Annotated in this window: 12 protein-coding genes; 6 read left to right on the top strand and 6 right to left on the bottom strand. The window is 47.2% G+C overall.

Going from position 1 to position 15,224, the window contains the following annotated elements; all coding sequences use genetic code 11:
* Positions 1-2 precede the first annotated feature (2 nt).
* The gene (locus AUL54_RS07065) at positions 3-1,388 is read right to left on the bottom strand and encodes a branched-chain amino acid transporter BcaP (RefSeq protein WP_060963362.1); all 1,386 of its coding nucleotides are present in this window, start codon (positions 1,386-1,388) and stop codon (positions 3-5) included.
* A gap of 244 nt (positions 1,389-1,632) precedes the next feature.
* On the opposite strand from AUL54_RS07065, the gene AUL54_RS07060 reads away from it, so the two are divergent.
* The 3 genes from AUL54_RS07060 to AUL54_RS07050 all read left to right on the top strand — a co-directional run bounded on the left by AUL54_RS07060 (position 1,633) and on the right by AUL54_RS07050 (position 4,989).
* The gene (locus tag AUL54_RS07060; RefSeq protein ID WP_060963361.1) at positions 1,633-3,090 is read left to right on the top strand and encodes a benzaldehyde dehydrogenase; all 1,458 of its coding nucleotides are present in this window, start codon (positions 1,633-1,635) and stop codon (positions 3,088-3,090) included.
* A gap of 15 nt (positions 3,091-3,105) precedes the next feature.
* On the top strand, positions 3,106-3,960 hold the full coding sequence (locus tag AUL54_RS07055) for a methyl-accepting chemotaxis protein (RefSeq protein ID WP_060963360.1): 855 nt from the start codon (positions 3,106-3,108) through the stop codon (positions 3,958-3,960).
* 129 nt (positions 3,961-4,089) lie between these two features.
* Entirely contained in the window at positions 4,090-4,989 is a 900-nt protein-coding gene (locus AUL54_RS07050; RefSeq protein ID WP_032858503.1) for an SDR family oxidoreductase, read from the top strand.
* A gap of 46 nt (positions 4,990-5,035) precedes the next feature.
* Here the strand turns inward: AUL54_RS07050 and AUL54_RS07045 are convergent, their stop codons facing one another.
* The gene (locus AUL54_RS07045) at positions 5,036-6,103 is read right to left on the bottom strand and encodes a tetratricopeptide repeat-containing glycosyltransferase family 2 protein (protein WP_060963359.1); all 1,068 of its coding nucleotides are present in this window, start codon (positions 6,101-6,103) and stop codon (positions 5,036-5,038) included.
* Positions 6,104-6,261: 158 nt separating this feature from the next.
* On the opposite strand from AUL54_RS07045, the gene AUL54_RS07040 reads away from it, so the two are divergent.
* Entirely contained in the window at positions 6,262-8,151 is a 1,890-nt protein-coding gene (locus tag AUL54_RS07040) for an ABC-F family ATP-binding cassette domain-containing protein (protein ID WP_060963358.1), read from the top strand.
* 176 nt (positions 8,152-8,327) lie between these two features.
* On the opposite strand, the gene AUL54_RS07035 is transcribed toward AUL54_RS07040, so the two are convergent.
* From AUL54_RS07035 to AUL54_RS07025, 3 genes are all read right to left on the bottom strand, one after another.
* Positions 8,328-9,599, bottom strand: a complete 1,272-nt coding sequence (locus tag AUL54_RS07035) for an NCS2 family permease (RefSeq protein ID WP_060963357.1) — start codon at positions 9,597-9,599, stop codon at positions 8,328-8,330.
* Positions 9,577-10,857 (bottom strand): cytochrome P450, encoded by a 1,281-nt coding sequence (locus AUL54_RS07030; RefSeq protein ID WP_060963356.1) that lies wholly within the window; start codon positions 10,855-10,857, stop codon positions 9,577-9,579. Before AUL54_RS07030 ends, AUL54_RS07035 begins: the two co-directional genes overlap by 23 nt.
* A gap of 142 nt (positions 10,858-10,999) precedes the next feature.
* Positions 11,000-11,779 carry an HAD-IIB family hydrolase gene (locus AUL54_RS07025; protein WP_060963355.1) on the bottom strand — a complete coding sequence of 260 codons (780 nt, stop codon included), beginning with the start codon at positions 11,777-11,779 and terminating at the stop codon, positions 11,000-11,002.
* Between the two features lie 165 nt (positions 11,780-11,944).
* On the opposite strand from AUL54_RS07025, the gene AUL54_RS07020 reads away from it, so the two are divergent.
* Positions 11,945-12,367, top strand: coding sequence for a MerR family transcriptional regulator (locus AUL54_RS07020; RefSeq protein ID WP_060963354.1), 423 nt, complete (start codon positions 11,945-11,947; stop codon positions 12,365-12,367).
* 63 nt (positions 12,368-12,430) lie between these two features.
* Entirely contained in the window at positions 12,431-13,615 is a 1,185-nt protein-coding gene (locus tag AUL54_RS07015; protein ID WP_060963353.1) for an MFS transporter, read from the top strand.
* A gap of 43 nt (positions 13,616-13,658) precedes the next feature.
* Here AUL54_RS07015 and AUL54_RS07010 read toward each other — a convergent pair whose 3' ends face one another.
* Positions 13,659-15,215 carry an ABC-F family ATP-binding cassette domain-containing protein gene (locus tag AUL54_RS07010; RefSeq protein WP_060963352.1) on the bottom strand — a complete coding sequence of 519 codons (1,557 nt, stop codon included), beginning with the start codon at positions 15,213-15,215 and terminating at the stop codon, positions 13,659-13,661.
* Between the last annotated feature and the right edge of the window lie 9 nt (positions 15,216-15,224).

Raw genomic sequence — 15,224 nt, 5'->3', positions numbered from 1 at the left:
TTTTATTTGTTTAACAAACTGTGTTTTCTCGAATAAACCATATAAACGACGATCCCGGCGGCGATCCAGATGACAAAGGAAAGCCATGTCACGCCGGGCAGGCTGCTTGCGAGATAGAGGCAGAAGCATGCGCTGATGATCGGCACAAAAGGAACGAAAGGAACACGGAAGGAAGATTTGATCTCCGGATGTTTCTTTCTTAAAACGATGACGGCGATCGCGATGACCGTAAAGGCCGCCAAGGTTCCCATATTGACGAGATGGGCTAATGTTCCCAAATCAATCAAACCGGCGAGCCCGGCGGCAACGATCCCCGTCACCCAGGTGTTTTGAAACGGTGTTTTAAAACGCGGGTGCACCTTGGAAAATACGCGGGGCAAAAGACCGTCTCTGCTCATCGCAAATGTGAGACGCACCTGAGCGTACAGCAGAGCAAGCATGACTGTTGTAATCCCGATAATCGCGCCGACGGAAATAATGCCCGCGATTTTGTTCTGGCCGACAAACTGCAGCGCAAATGATACCGGATCTCCGACATTTAATTTAGTGTACGAAAGCATTCCCGTCAGAACGAGCGATACGGTAATGTAAAGAATGGTGCAGATGGCGAGCGCGCCGATAATCCCGATCGGCATTGATTTCTGCGGGTTCTTCACTTCTTCCGATGCGTTGGACACAGCATCAAATCCGAGATACGCGAAGAAAACGGTCGCGGCGCTCGTGATGACGCCTTTCATTCCGAACGGCATAAACGGCGACCAGTTTTCCGGTTTCACGTAGCCGAATCCGACGATGATAAACAGCAAAATGATGGCAATTTTCATCAAAACAATGACATTATTAAAGCGGGTGCTTTCTTTCACGCCTCTTGAAACAATCGCGGTAATCATCAAAATAATAATAACGGCCGGCAGATTGAGCACGGCGCCCGCTTTGCTTCCGGGTGCGGCGGTCAGCCCCTCCGGAAGATGCAGCCCGAAGCCCGCAAGAAGCGACTGGAAATACGATGACCAGCCGGTTGCGACGGCGGCGATCGCAATGACATATTCAAGCATTAAGTCCCATCCGATCAAAAACGCGAGACATTCTCCGAGAGTGACATAGGAGTAAGTATATACGCTGCCTGAAATCGGAATGGTTGAAGAAAATTCCGCATAACAAAACGCTGCGAGCGCGCAGGCAAGACCCGCGAGCACAAACGACAGAATCAAAGCCGGCCCTGCCCCTGTTGCGGCCACGGTCCCGGTAATTACAAAAATCCCCGTGCCGACAACACAGCCAATTCCGAGTAAAACCAAGTCAAAAGCGCTTAACGAGCGGGCCAGACCGGCCTGTTTGCTCTGGGCCTTTAAGTCGGCGATCGGCTTTTTCCGAAATAATAAAGACATATGGGTCCTCCTGAAAATTCATAATATTCATATCATTATATACACTGACGTTTGTATTATATTGTCGAAATTTCGCACAGTCAATTAAAGAATTTTCCACTTTAAAAGGAAAAAGCTCAAAAGCGTCGATGTGCGGAAGGAACAGTAATTTTATTGTGAAATAGTTCAATTTTCTTACGTTAAGACCGATACAAAAAATGACTCATCAACTATTTTCAAGTTTCGGTGAAAGGGAGATGTTTACATGTTTCAATATGAAGAACTAAATAAGCAGTTTATCGGCGGCCGATGGAGGGATGGGAGCAGCCGGAACGTATTGGAAAACAGGAATCCTTATACTCAGAAAGTCATCACCTCATTCCGAAAAGCGACGCCTGATGACGTAGATGCGGCGTATCGCGCCGCGGCTCTTGCGAAACAAGAATGGGACAAAGTCAATCCTTTTAAAAAGCGGGCCATTTTGGAAAAAGCCGTATCTTTCATCGAAGAGCACGAAGAAGCGATCATTTACTTAATCATGGAGGAGCTTGGCGGAACAAGGCTGAAGGCTGAGTTTGAAATCGGACTTGTCAAAAATATGATAAAAGAAGCCGCAACATTTCCGGTGCGGATGGAAGGGAAAATTCTCCCGTCCACGATTGACGGAAAAGAAAACAGGCTGTACAGAATACCGGCCGGCGTCGTCGGGGTCATCAGCCCGTTTAACTTCCCGTTTTTCCTTTCGGTGAAATCAGTTGCGCCGGCACTCGGAGCTGGCAACGGCGTTGTGCTGAAGCCTCATGAAGAAACACCGATCTGCGGCGGAACACTGATTGCGAAGATTTTTGAAGCGGCCGGCGTACCGGACGGGCTGCTGAATGTCATCGTGACGGATATCGGGGAGATCGGCGACAGTTTTGTTGAGCATCCCGTGCCGCGGATTATCTCATTTACGGGTTCAACCGGAGTGGGCAGCTATATCGGACAGCTTGCGATCAAACACTTCAAAAAACCGCTGTTGGAGCTTGGCGGAAACAGCGCGCTGATCGTGCTTGAGGACGCTGATCTCGAATACGCCGTCAATGCGGGTGTATTCAGCCGGTTTACGCATCAAGGCCAGATCTGCATGTCGGCGAACCGGGTGCTCGTACACACATCTGTATATGACAAATTCACAGAGCTTTACGAAGCGAAAGTGTCATCGCTGAAAGTCGGCGATCCGATGGACCCTGACACGGTGATCGGGCCTTTAATCAATGAGAGGCAGGCGGAAGGTCTGAGACGGTCTGTCGAAAAAGCGATAGAAGAGGGAGCGGTTCCGGTGCTGTCCGGCCGATTCAGCGGAACGGTCGCTGAGCCCGTCATTTTAAAAGATGTGAAACCTGAGATGAGCATCGCGAAGGAGGAGCTGTTCGGTCCGGCCGTCTGCATCATGCCGTTTGAAACGGAGGATGAAGCGGTAAGCATCGCAAACGCGACACCGTTCGGTTTAAGCGGAGCCGTGCATACGGCAAACGTTGAGCGCGGCGTTGAGTTTGCTAAGCGGATCGAAACCGGCATGATTCACGTCAACGATACGACTATTAATGATGAACCGAATGTCGCGTTCGGCGGCGAGAAGCAATCAGGTCTCGGCAGGCTGAACGGCGAATGGAGCCTGGAAGAATTCACTACGCTGAAATGGATTTCGGTTCAGCATGAAAAACGGCAATTCCCATATTAAGAAGGAGTGAAAGAAATGAGTATACAGACGGAACAGCAAACGCACAGCCTGCTTGACGCTTTTGTCAAAGTTGCGCCTTTTTTAAACAGCCTGATCCAAGATGACATCACCATCGGGATTTATGATACAGAAAAATTAATCGTGAATATTCCGGCTAAAACGTTTTCTCTTAATGTAAAGCCGGGAGACCCGCTCCAAAAAGGAGACATCATTACAGACGCAATCCGTTTGAATCAGAAAAAGACAAGCATGGTGCCGAAAGAGCTGTTCGGATTTCCGCTGATCGCCAGAGCGATCCCGCTTCACGATGAAAACGGAAAAGTCATCGGCGGCGTCGGTCTCGGCACGAGCCTTGAAAAATCAGCCAAGCTTCATGATGTCGCTGAAAGCCTGTCCGCCGTCGTGGAACAGACTGCTTCAGCCATCGCGGATATTTCAGAATCCATCAGCGGCTTTTCATCACAGATGTCCGGGATTTCCGTTCAGGCGAAACAAGTCAGTGAAAGCGCGGGAGAAATCGCCGACATTTCCGTCACTGTCAAGGGCATTTCAGATCAAAGCAATCTGCTCGGTTTGAATGCGGCCATTGAAGCCGCGAGAGCGGGAGAATCCGGAAAGGGCTTTTCCGTGGTGGCGGACGAGATCCGCAAGCTTGCCACTCATTCAAAAGACAACGTCGGACAAATTGACCAGATTACGAAAAAAATCCACAGCCTGCTGAAAGGGCTGGAGGACTCTATTGAATCCATCAACCAGAACACAGACGGCCAAGCGGCGGCGGTTGAACAAATTTCTGCCACGATGCAGGAGATTTCAGGAAGCGCCCAGCATTTAGCGAAAATGGCTGAAAATGTGCTCGGAGATTCATAAAAAAGGGGAGCTTATGGGCTCCTTTTTTGTTTTCTCTCCATTATTCGGAAACTGCATTTCATACGTTTGATCCGCTATGCTCAGGGGTACACATACCAATACATCACCAATGATAAAGGAGAGTTTTGTATGTCTGATGCAAATCTGCACAACCCGCTGACGAAATATGATCATGATGAATTTCCAAAACAATATCAAGAACCGCCCGGTTTGCAGAAAGAGATGAAGCCTGTGCCGGACTGCGGCGAAACAAGCTATAAAGGAGCCGGCAAGCTGAAGGGAAGAAAAGCCCTCGTCACCGGCGGCGATTCGGGGATCGGCCGGGCCGCCGCGATTGCTTATGCCCGGGAAGGGGCGGATGTGGCGATTAACTATCTGCCTGAGGAACAGCCGGATGCTGAAGAAGTGAAAGCGTTAATTGAAAAAGAGGGAAGAAAAGCCGTTCTGCTGCCGGGAGATTTAAGCGATGAAGCGTTTTGCGGAGAATTGGCGGAAAAAGCGTATCAAGAGCTTGGCGGTCTTGACACGCTCGCTCTTGTCGCCGGCAAACAGCAGGCAGTGGATGATATCAGCGATCTTGCCACAGAACAAATCTATCAAACATTCGAAGTCAACGTGTTCTCGCTGTATTGGCTCGTCAAAGCCGCGCTTCCGTATCTGCCGGAAGGTGCGTCTATTATCACGACAACTTCTGTCGAAGGGTACAATCCAAGTCCGATGCTGTTGGATTATGCCGCGACGAAACATGCCATTATCGGCTTTACCGTCGGCTTAGGAAAGCAGCTGGCGAATAAAGGAATCAGAGTCAACTCTGTAGCGCCGGGGCCGATCTGGACGCCGCTTCAGATTTCCGGAGGACAGCCCGGTGAAAACATTCCGAAATTCGGCAAGGAAACACCGGCCGTGCCATTACAGCGTGCCGGCCAGCCCGCGGAGCTTGCAGGGATTTATGTCTTTTTGGCCTCAGAAGAATCGAGCTATGTGACATCCCAGATCTACAGTGTCAGCGGAGGTATTCCGACGGCGTAATGAATAAGGAGCTGCCCTCTTACAGGGGGCAGCTCTTTTTTTGATGTTATGTGCCGAGCACGTTTTGATTATACAGTACGCTCGGATGTGACGGGTGATAGGAGGCGGCTTTGTCGTTATGAATCTTCGCTTTTTCTCTGTCGCCGAGCTGCCAGTGGCAGACGCAGAGCTGCAGATGAGGATACCAGGTGGAATATTCGAGCTGGGTAAAGCCTGAATCGCTGTATGTGGCGGATAGGGCGAGCTCATACCAAAACACGCCCTGCCGGTATTGCCGTTTCTCCGCAAAATAGTCGCCAAGCCTGCAGCAGAACTCCGGCCGCGGACAATCAATCAAAAATGATTTTAAGAGCGACGTCATGGCGGCCTCTTCATGGCCGACCGCCCTGTAGCAATCGAATAGATATTGGCACGTTCTGATCTCGTCTTCGATCCAGCACTGTTTAGTGGAAAGAAAATGGTGATAATACGTAATGGCGCGCTGATACTGGCCGTGATCCTTTAATTCATTCGCGAAATAAAATAAATCGCGCGGTGTCATCGTTTCACTGTTTTCCGCCATTTTCTCGTAAATCCTCAGGTTGCGGTCTGAGGGAGGCGAGTGCTTTTTCTCGGATTTGCGGTGTGTGACGGCGATATCGGTTTCTATGATGTTTCCGTATACTTCCAGATATTCATGCACGGCTCCGATCCAGCGGAACCCTTTTTCCCGCTTGACGAGACGGTTGCGGCGGTATCTGAAGCTGACCTCTCCCCGATCATCAAAGCCGACGTGATAATACATGGATACCGCGTCCACCTCTTTTGAAAGCGACGCCTTCAGTTCAATCAGTTTTTCACGATCCTTTTCCGTCAGCATATCGTCGGCGTCCAGCCACAGAATATATTCCATTTCCGCTTTCGAAAACGCAAAATTACGGGCGGCCGCAAAGTGATCGATCCATTCAAAATCATAAATCTTATCCGTATAACGGGCCGCGATTTCTTTCGTCCGGTCGGTCGACCCCGTATCAGCAATCACAATTTCATCCGCAATGTCTTTGACGGAATCAAGACAGCCCGCAAGCACTTCCTCTTCATTTTTCACGATAACGCATAAACTGATGCTGATCATGTCATCACCTCTTCACCTCCAGTGTATAAAAGGAGAGGCGGAAACATTCTTCGGACAAAATGATCGCTTCCAAGAAATTTGTCTGCCCTTTTACTAGTTTTATTCCAGCGCCTGATTTAAAATGAACACATGAACTTACGTGAGGATTGATAGGAACCATGAGCATCATAAAAGCGGAAAACCTTTATAAAACATACGGAGAAAAGACATTATTCGACCATATCTCCTTTCATATTGAAGAGAATGAAAGAATCGGTTTAATCGGCCCGAACGGAACGGGGAAGTCCACGCTTCTGAAAACCATTGCCGGCCTCGAATCAACGGAGGAAGGCGAGATGACGGCTTCAGGAAACGTGCATATTGAGTTTTTGCATCAGGACCCTGAGCTTCCTGCCGGACAAACCGTCCTTGAGCATATTTATTCCGGCGACTCAGCCGTCATGAGAACGATGCGGGAGTACGAAAAAGCGCTTCAGGAGCTGAATGAAGAGCCGGAAAATGAACAGCGCCAAAAGCACCTGCTTGATGCGCAGGCGAGAATGGACGCGAATGACGCGTGGGAGGCGAATACATTAGCCAAAACGGTTTTAACCAAACTCGGTGTCACCGACTTGATGAAGGATGTCAGCGAGCTGTCCGGCGGCCAGAAAAAGCGCGTCGCGATTGCGAAAAACGTCATCCAGCCGGCTGACCTGCTTATTTTGGATGAACCGACAAACCATTTGGACAATGAAACGATTGAATGGCTGGAAGGCTACTTATCGCAATATCCGGGCGCCGTCATGCTTGTCACGCACGACAGGTATTTTCTGAACAGGGTGACGAACAGAATTTACGAGCTTGAGAGAGGCAGCCTTTATACGTATAAGGGAAACTATGAAGTATTCCTGGAAAAACGGGCCGAACGGGAGGCGCTGGCAGAGCAGAAAGAAACGAAACGTCAAAACCTCCTGCGCCGCGAATTGGCGTGGCTCAGAAGAGGAGCGAAAGCACGCTCGACGAAACAAAAAGCGAGAGTGGACAGAGCGGAGGCGCTCAAGGAGCAAAAAGGGCCGGCAGTCTCCGGATCGCTCGATTTCGCGATCGGGTCCCACCGTCTCGGAAAACAGGTGATAGAAGCGGAAAACGTCACCCTCACCTACGACGGCCAAGCGCTGATCAGCCAATTTAACGAGCTTGTCATCCCGGGTGAAAGAATCGGCATCATCGGGCCGAACGGAATCGGGAAAACGACACTTTTAAACAGCCTCGCCGGCAGAATTCAGCCAGACAGCGGCCGCATCACCATCGGGCAGACGGTCAGGATCGGGTACTACACCCAGGACCACAGCGAAATGAACGGCGATATGAAAGTCATTGACTATATAAAAGAGACGGCTGAAATCGTCAAGACGGCGGAAGGTGATGTCATCACCGCGGAACAAATGCTTGAGCGCTTTCTGTTCCCGCGCCCGATGCAGCAGACATATATCAGAAAGCTGTCAGGCGGGGAAAAGCGCCGTCTGTACTTGCTGAATGTACTGATGCAGGAGCCGAATGTGCTGTTTTTAGATGAGCCGACCAATGATCTGGACACAGAAACATTAAGCGTGCTCGAAGATTACATCGAACAGTTTCCGGGCGTCGTCATTACCGTATCCCATGACCGCTATTTCCTTGACCGTGTTGTGGACCGCCTGATCGTATTTGAAGGACAAGGCATCATTTCGCGTTTCCAAGGTTCGTACAGTGAATACATGGAATACGCAAAAGCGAAGAAGACTGCGGTAAAACAGCCGGCCGAAGAGAAAAAGGCGGAAGAAGAGCCGAAGAAAAAGCGCAAAAAGCTTTCGTACAAGGATCAGATCGAATGGGACGGCATCGAAGACAAAATCGCCGGCCTTGAAGAAAAGCATCAGCGTTTGGAAGCGGAAATCGCTGAAGCGGGAAGTGATTTCGGAAAGATTCAAGAACTGATGGCCGAACAGGCAAAAACGGCTGAAGAGCTTGAAGCGGCGATGGAGCGCTGGACCGAATTGTCACTGATGATTGAAGAACTTGAGAATTAATAGAATGCGGATGCACGCCGCGCTTTTTTACACAAGCCTTATTATCGTAAAAACGTTGCTTTGAACCGCTTCACCGCATTGTTAGAGCACTAAGCAGTTTCCATCAGTGACAGGGGTTCAGCTAATCGAGACAAAAAACCAGCGGAGCGTGTATGCTTCACTGGTTTTTTGTTTCGTTATAAAAATAATAAATAGTTTAGCAAAAATAAACACGCAACGAAGCAAACGGTGACATTTAGCTCTTTCCCTTTTCCACACAGGATTTTAATCAGAGGATAAGAAATAAACCCAAATGCCATGCCGTCGGCAATATTATAGGTTAAAGGAATTAAGACAATCGTTAAAAATGCCGGAAAATATTCTGTCACATCATTGAAGTGAATGTCACGTATACTTTGAAGCATCAAGCTTCCGATTAAAATTAAGATAGGAGCGATAGCGCTGTCAGGTATGGCTTTAATAACAGGCATAAAAAATACCGAGCATAAAAATAATAAACCGACTACAGCCGAGGACAGACCCGTTCTCGCGCCGGAAGCAATACCGACAGAACTTTCCAATGCAGCCACTGTAGAGCTTGTGCCAAACGTTCCCGCAAAGATATTTGAAACTCCTGTCGCTCGGTAAGCGTGAGTGAATTTTCTCTCGTTTTTTTCAAAAGTTTGGATCGTTCCCAGATTTTGAAACAGCAAAATCATGGTTAACGAAAACACAGCCGTCCAAAAGGGAAGTGTAAGGAAGCGATCAAACGAAAATGCTCCGAATAAATGCTGGTACTGCCGCAGTCCTGCTGACCAATCACTCGAACCGTCCCATTCGGTAAAACCGAACGGAATTGCCAGAAGCGCACCTGCTGCAATGCTGATAAGAAGTCCGCCCTTTACATTCCTGATAAATAAAACCGCTGTGATAAGCAAAGAAACCAGCGTAAGCAAAGTTTTGGGACTTGTCAAATCCCCCAATTCAATAAGATTTTGCTTATTTGCCGTCACGATACCGCCTTTTTGCAGGCCGATAAAAGTAATAAACAAGCCTATGCCGACAGTAATCGCACTTTTCATTGAAAGAGGAATGGATTTTGTTAAAGATGCCGCTAAAGGAGAAAATGCAATAATGGTGTATAAAACGCCTGAAATGAATACAATAGCCAAGCCTTCTTGCCATGAAAAGCCGAGAGCACGGACAATGGTATATGAAAAAAATATATTTTCACCCATTCCGGGAATAATCACTAAAGGGGAATTTGCCCAGAAGGCTATCATCAGACAGCCTAAAAAACAAGTGATAGAGGTTGCGATTGCGGATGCTTCTTGGCTCATGCCGGCATCCTTTAAAATTGAGGCATTGACGATAACTATATACGCAACTGTGAAAAAGGCAGTTAGCCCCGAAAGAAATTCCCGCTGAACAGTCGTCTCATGCGCTTTAAGCTTGAAGGTTCGATTCATCCAATTTGTTAACAATGTTGCTCTCCTCCTGATATGATGGGATCTCCGCTGCTTTTGTACTGATGATAGTCAGATGATTCAGCGTTCTGAAACCGAACGTATCCATCCAGCTGGCTTTTGATTGAGAAAGATTCTGTCCCTGAAAAGCCTTTTGAAATGATTTTGCAAATATAGCCAAAGATTTCTTTGTAATTACCGCACCCGCACAGTAATGACTCCCTGCTCCAAAAGTAAGCGGTGCCGATTTGTGACTGTGCTGATGAATACAAGAAGGATTTATGTATTGTTGGGGGTCTACATTTCCCGCAGAAATAAAAAAGATTACCCGGTTGCCTTTTTTTATAGTTTTGCTGCCGATTTGAATGTCTTCATTCGCATTACGGGCGCAGTATGGAAAAGGTATTTCCAGCCTCAGTGTCTCTTCGGCAAATGTTTCAATCGGCAGACTGTCAAGAAATGACGGGTTTTCAGATGAGTATTTGATGAAGAAATACATAAACGTTTTAATAGCGCTTAAAAACGGTTCATGCCCGTCAATAACAATATTAATGATCAGCGCGAGGGATTCCTGATGTGTGCCGATGCTTTTTAAAACGCAGTCGAACAGTCTGTCCTCTTCAAAACGTTCATCGTCTATTATTTCATTAATCAGTCTGTAGGTTTTCTTAATGGATGCTATGGCGTTTTGGATGTGTGAGTGATCTGGGTGAGGGTTCCAAAGGAAGTCTACTGCGCTTGTTGCTTCAGCTAAAATAGTTGAATAATCTTTAACGCTTAATCCAAGCAAGTCTGCCATAACGTTGTTTATAAACGGGTCGGCGATTTCACTTACCGCGTCTATAACCGCTTGTCCCTCTTTAAGGGGAATGCGGCTGAAAACAGAGTTTGCAGCGCTTTGTGAGATTTCGGTTATTCGGGCATTTATTTTGTTAATAGGAAGTTGCACTTTTCTTCGCAATTGCGTATGTTCAGGTGCATCCATATACATAAGCCATTTCGAATAGAAAGACGTTAAAAATTGTTTTTCTTCTTCTGCGATGTTCAGTTTTTCGAAAAACTCTTTTTTTCTGTTGGCTGTAAATCGCTTGTCTTTTAAAAAATGAGAAATGAAATCATAGCGAAAGATCAGCCAGGCATTCAAGTCGTCTGACCACAATGGGTCATTGTGCTGCAGAGCTTCTTCATAAAAGGAAAAACGATTTGCTGTCATCTTGCCGATGATACCTTCGGTCAGTGGACAGCCGCTTATACTGGTCAATGTGAATACCTCCGAACATATTTGAATATTAACTATTTATAATTGGTTATAACTAGTTATAATGGATAATAACATAAACATGTTATTTTTTAAATAAAATGTTACAAAAAGTAAAAAACCGATCTGAGATCGGTTTTATATATCAAACGAGAGGAGCCAGCGCTTTATATCTTTGGGAAAGCTCCGTTATTTTTTGTGCAATTGCTTCTTCAGTATTCTCTTCAGTCGGAATCGTCTCGTCTGCATAAGGCTCCAAATCAGGATGACAGCCGATTCTTACCGCGTAAGCAGCGTTTTGAAACATTGTAATATCGTTTGTATCATTTCCGAAGGCAATATATTCTTCAGCATTCACCGGAATTCTTTGCAAGGCGCTCCATTTATGAATATTGGCAGGACTGATGTCAATCAGGTTTTCATTCGTATGTTTATGCACTACCATATCTTCATGTTCAAGCTCCCGCGCCATCGCGTCCATGTCATCTGCTTCAACAATCAAAATCTTAACAAAAGACTCCATTTCTTCAACCGTCACAATTTTCGCCAGTTTAAGTTCATCAACTTGTTTTAAAATCGGGTGGGTGGCAGGACCTGTGTAAGCATAGTTCCAATCACTGTCAATTAAGTATGACGCATTGTATTTTTCAATCAGATGTAAAATTGTTTTTCTTTGTTCATCTGTAAAACAGTGTGTGTGAACGATCTTTCCCGTGCTGGAAGACAACGCGCCGTTTCCGCCGATGAGATACGAATTATGAAAGTGTTTGTCAAGAACCGGTATCATATCACGAATCGGTCTGGCAGAAGCGAAGACTGCTTCATGCCCTTCGTCCTGCAAGGTGAGGATTGCATCAGCTATCACGCTGGAAACGGGTTTTCCTTTAAAACATATCGTTCCATCCAAGTCAAAAACAAATTTCATAGTATCCCCCTGTATATCATTATTTATATCTATTTATAACTAATAATAACATTTATTCTCTTCATCATCCTCATATTTTTCAAGCAGAAAAACCAAACCTTTACGTTTACGTTAAGGTTCAAATGGTGTATAATAGAAACAGAAACGACAAGAGGGGGATTCACCTTGGAATGGATGAAGATTGATCAAGTTGCCAAACGAAGCGGATTGACAAAACGAACCATTCGTTTTTACGAGGAGATTGGTTTGATTCCTGCTCCTAAACGGACAGAAGGCGGCGTCCGGCTTTACTCTGAAGATGATATGGAGGAGCTTGAAAAAGTCACCAGCACAAAAGAAGTGCTCGGTTTTTCCCTTCAGGAGCTTCAGCAGTTTATGGAGATGAGCCGTCAGCTGGAATTAAACAAAGAGGGGTACTTGTTGTCACTGGATCCGAAGGAACGGAAAGCAAAGCTGGAAGAGCTTCAGCACGCATTAAACCACCAGCTTGAGATGATTGATGAGAAGATCAGCACATTTCTGCATTTTAAAGAGCGCCTTAACGGAATGAAAGAAAAAGCTGACCGCGCCATTCAATCAATCGAATGATTTTGCTGTAAACGCTATGAAGATAGCGTTTCTTTTAATGGATTAAATAGGAGGTCTGATCAAATGGATACATCATCACAACAGAAAACAGGCTTATTCAGCCAGCCGAAAGCCGTTTGGGCGGTTGCGTTTGCCTGTGTGATTTCCTTTATGGGAATCGGACTCGTCGACCCGATACTTCCGGCGATTGCCGCACAATTACATGCTTCACCTAGTGAAGTATCTCTGTTATTTACAAGTTATTTACTCGTTACCGGTTTTATGATGTTTTTCTCAGGCGCAATTTCCAGCTGGATCGGCGCGAAATGGACGCTGCTTCTCGGACTTATTTTTATCATCGTGTTTGCCGCCCTTGGCGGAAGCTCAAGTTCAATCGCTCAGCTTGTCGGCTATCGCGGCGGCTGGGGGCTTGGGAATGCTCTCTTTATTTCAACCGCGCTTGCCGTCATTGTCGGGGTATCTGTCGGCGGCAGCGCCAAAGCCATTATTTTGTATGAGGCCGCGCTCGGCTTGGGGATTTCCGTCGGGCCGCTTGCAGGCGGAGAGCTTGGCAGCATTTCATGGCGCGCTCCGTTCTTCGGAGTGTCTGTCCTGATGTTTATAGCGCTTTGCGCGATTTCACTCATGCTGCCGAAGCTTCCGAAACCGGCGAAACGCGTCGGTGTGTTTGATGCGATGAAGGCGCTCAAATATAAAGGCCTTTTGACAATGGCAGTATCGGCATTCTTATACAACTTTGGATTTTTTATTTTGCTTGCTTATTCTCCGTTCGTTCTGGATTTAGATGAACACGGTCTTGGATACGTCTTCTTCGGCTGGGGATTATTGCTGGCAATTACGTCAGTCTTTACGGCGCCGCTCTTGCACAAAGCGCTGGGAACAGTGCGTTCGCTCGTCGTTCTCTTTATCGCCTTTGCGGTCATTCTCATCGTTATGGGGATCTGTACTGACCATCAGACATTGATCATTACATGTATCGTTGTCGCCGGTGCCGTGCTCGGTATGGTGAATACGATCATGACAACCGCTGTGATGGGTTCTGCGCCGGTTGAACGTTCAATCGCGTCTTCAGCCTACAGCTCAGTCCGCTTTATCGGCGGTGCGCTCGCTCCGTGGATTGCCGGAATGCTGTCAGAACACTTTACCGCAAGCACACCATATACAGTAGGCGGGATCGTCGTTTTTGTCGGCATGCTTGTCCTTCTCATGGGACGCAAACATCTCGCCGGAATAAAAGCCGGACATTAAGAAAAAAAGGAACTTCCGCACAGGCGGGAGTTCCTTTTTGTGTTTACAGCACTTTCGTCGTCCAAGACTCGCAGTTCCATGTTTCCGTCGCGATATCCATATAGAACTCCGGTTCGTGGGAAATGAGCAGAATGGAGCCTTTGTATTCTTTCAGCGCGCGTTTCAGCTCTTCTTTCGCATCGACATCCAGGTGGTTTGTCGGCTCGTCAAGCACGAGCAGATTTGTTTCTGAATTGATCAGCTTGCACAGTCTGACCTTCGCTTTTTCTCCTCCGCTTAATACGGAGACGCGGCTTTCAATGTGTTTAGTGGTCAGGCCGCATTTGGCGAGGGCGGCGCGGATTTCGTACTGGGTAAAGGAAGGAAATTCGCTCCACACTTCTTCGATGCACGTATTGTTATTGGTTTCTTTTACTTCCTGCTCGAAATAGCCCGTGTATTGATGCTCGCCGCGTTCCACCGTGCCTTCCAGCGGCTGAATTTCACCGAGCAGGCTTTTTAACAGCGTCGTTTTCCCGATGCCGTTCGCGCCGTACAGGGCGACTTTCTGTCCGCGTTCCATTCTGAGGTTGAGCGGACGTGACAGCGGGGTATCGTAGCCGATGACTAAGTCCTTCGTTTCAAAAATCAGCTTGCCTGACGTTCTCGCCGGCTTGAAATGGAATTCCGGTTTCGGTTTTTCAGCCGCCAGCTCAATCATATCCATCTTATCGAGTTTCTTTTGGCGGGACATCGCCATATTTCTCGTGCTGACCCGCGCTTTGTTGCGGGCGACGAAATCTTTCAGCTCAGCCACTTCCTGCTGCTGCTTTTTGTAGGCCGCTTCGAGCTGCTGTTTTTTCACCTCGTATACTTCCATAAACTGATGGTAGTCGCCGACATAACGCGTCAGCTCTTGATTTTCCACATGATAAATCAAATTGATCACGCTGTTTAAAAACGGAATGTCGTGAGAAATTAAGATGAACGCATTTTCATATTCCTGCAAATAGCGTTTCAGCCATTCAATATGCTGCTCATCAAGGTAGTTGGTCGGTTCGTCCAACAGGAGGATTTCCGGTTTTTCCAAAAGCAGCTTGGCGAGCAGCACTTTCGTCCGCTGTCCGCCGCTTAAGTCAGTGACATCGCGGTCAAGGCCGACATCCTGCAGGCCGAGGCCGCGGGCGATTTCTTCAACTTTGCTGTCAATCACGTAGAAATCATTATTTGTCAGGGCGTCCTGAATGACACCGACATCTTCAAGCAGCTGCTCAAGCTCATCGGGGTCCGCTTCGCCCATTTTGTTGTAAATCTCATTCATTTCTTCTTCCATCGCAAATAAGTAATGGAACGCATCTTTCAGCACGTCGCGGACCGTTTTTCCTTTTTCAAGCACGGTATGCTGATCGAGATAGCCGACGCGCACGTTTTTCGCCCATTCAACCTTTCCCTCATCAGGCTCAAGCTTTCCGGTAATAATATTCATAAATGTTGATTTACCTTCGCCGTTAGCTCCGATTAAGCCGACGTGTTCCCCTTTTAAAAGACGGAACGATACATTGTTAAAAAGCGCACGGTCACCGAAGCCGTGGCTTAAATCTTTTACGGATAAAATACTCATCATTACACC

Origin of the sequence: Bacillus sp. SDLI1 (genome assembly GCF_001553895.1) — a bacterium.
GTDB lineage: Bacteria > Bacillota > Bacilli > Bacillales > Bacillaceae > Bacillus > Bacillus siamensis.
Note: the sequence above shows the minus strand (reverse complement) of the source record. Positions and strands in the feature narration are given on the sequence as shown.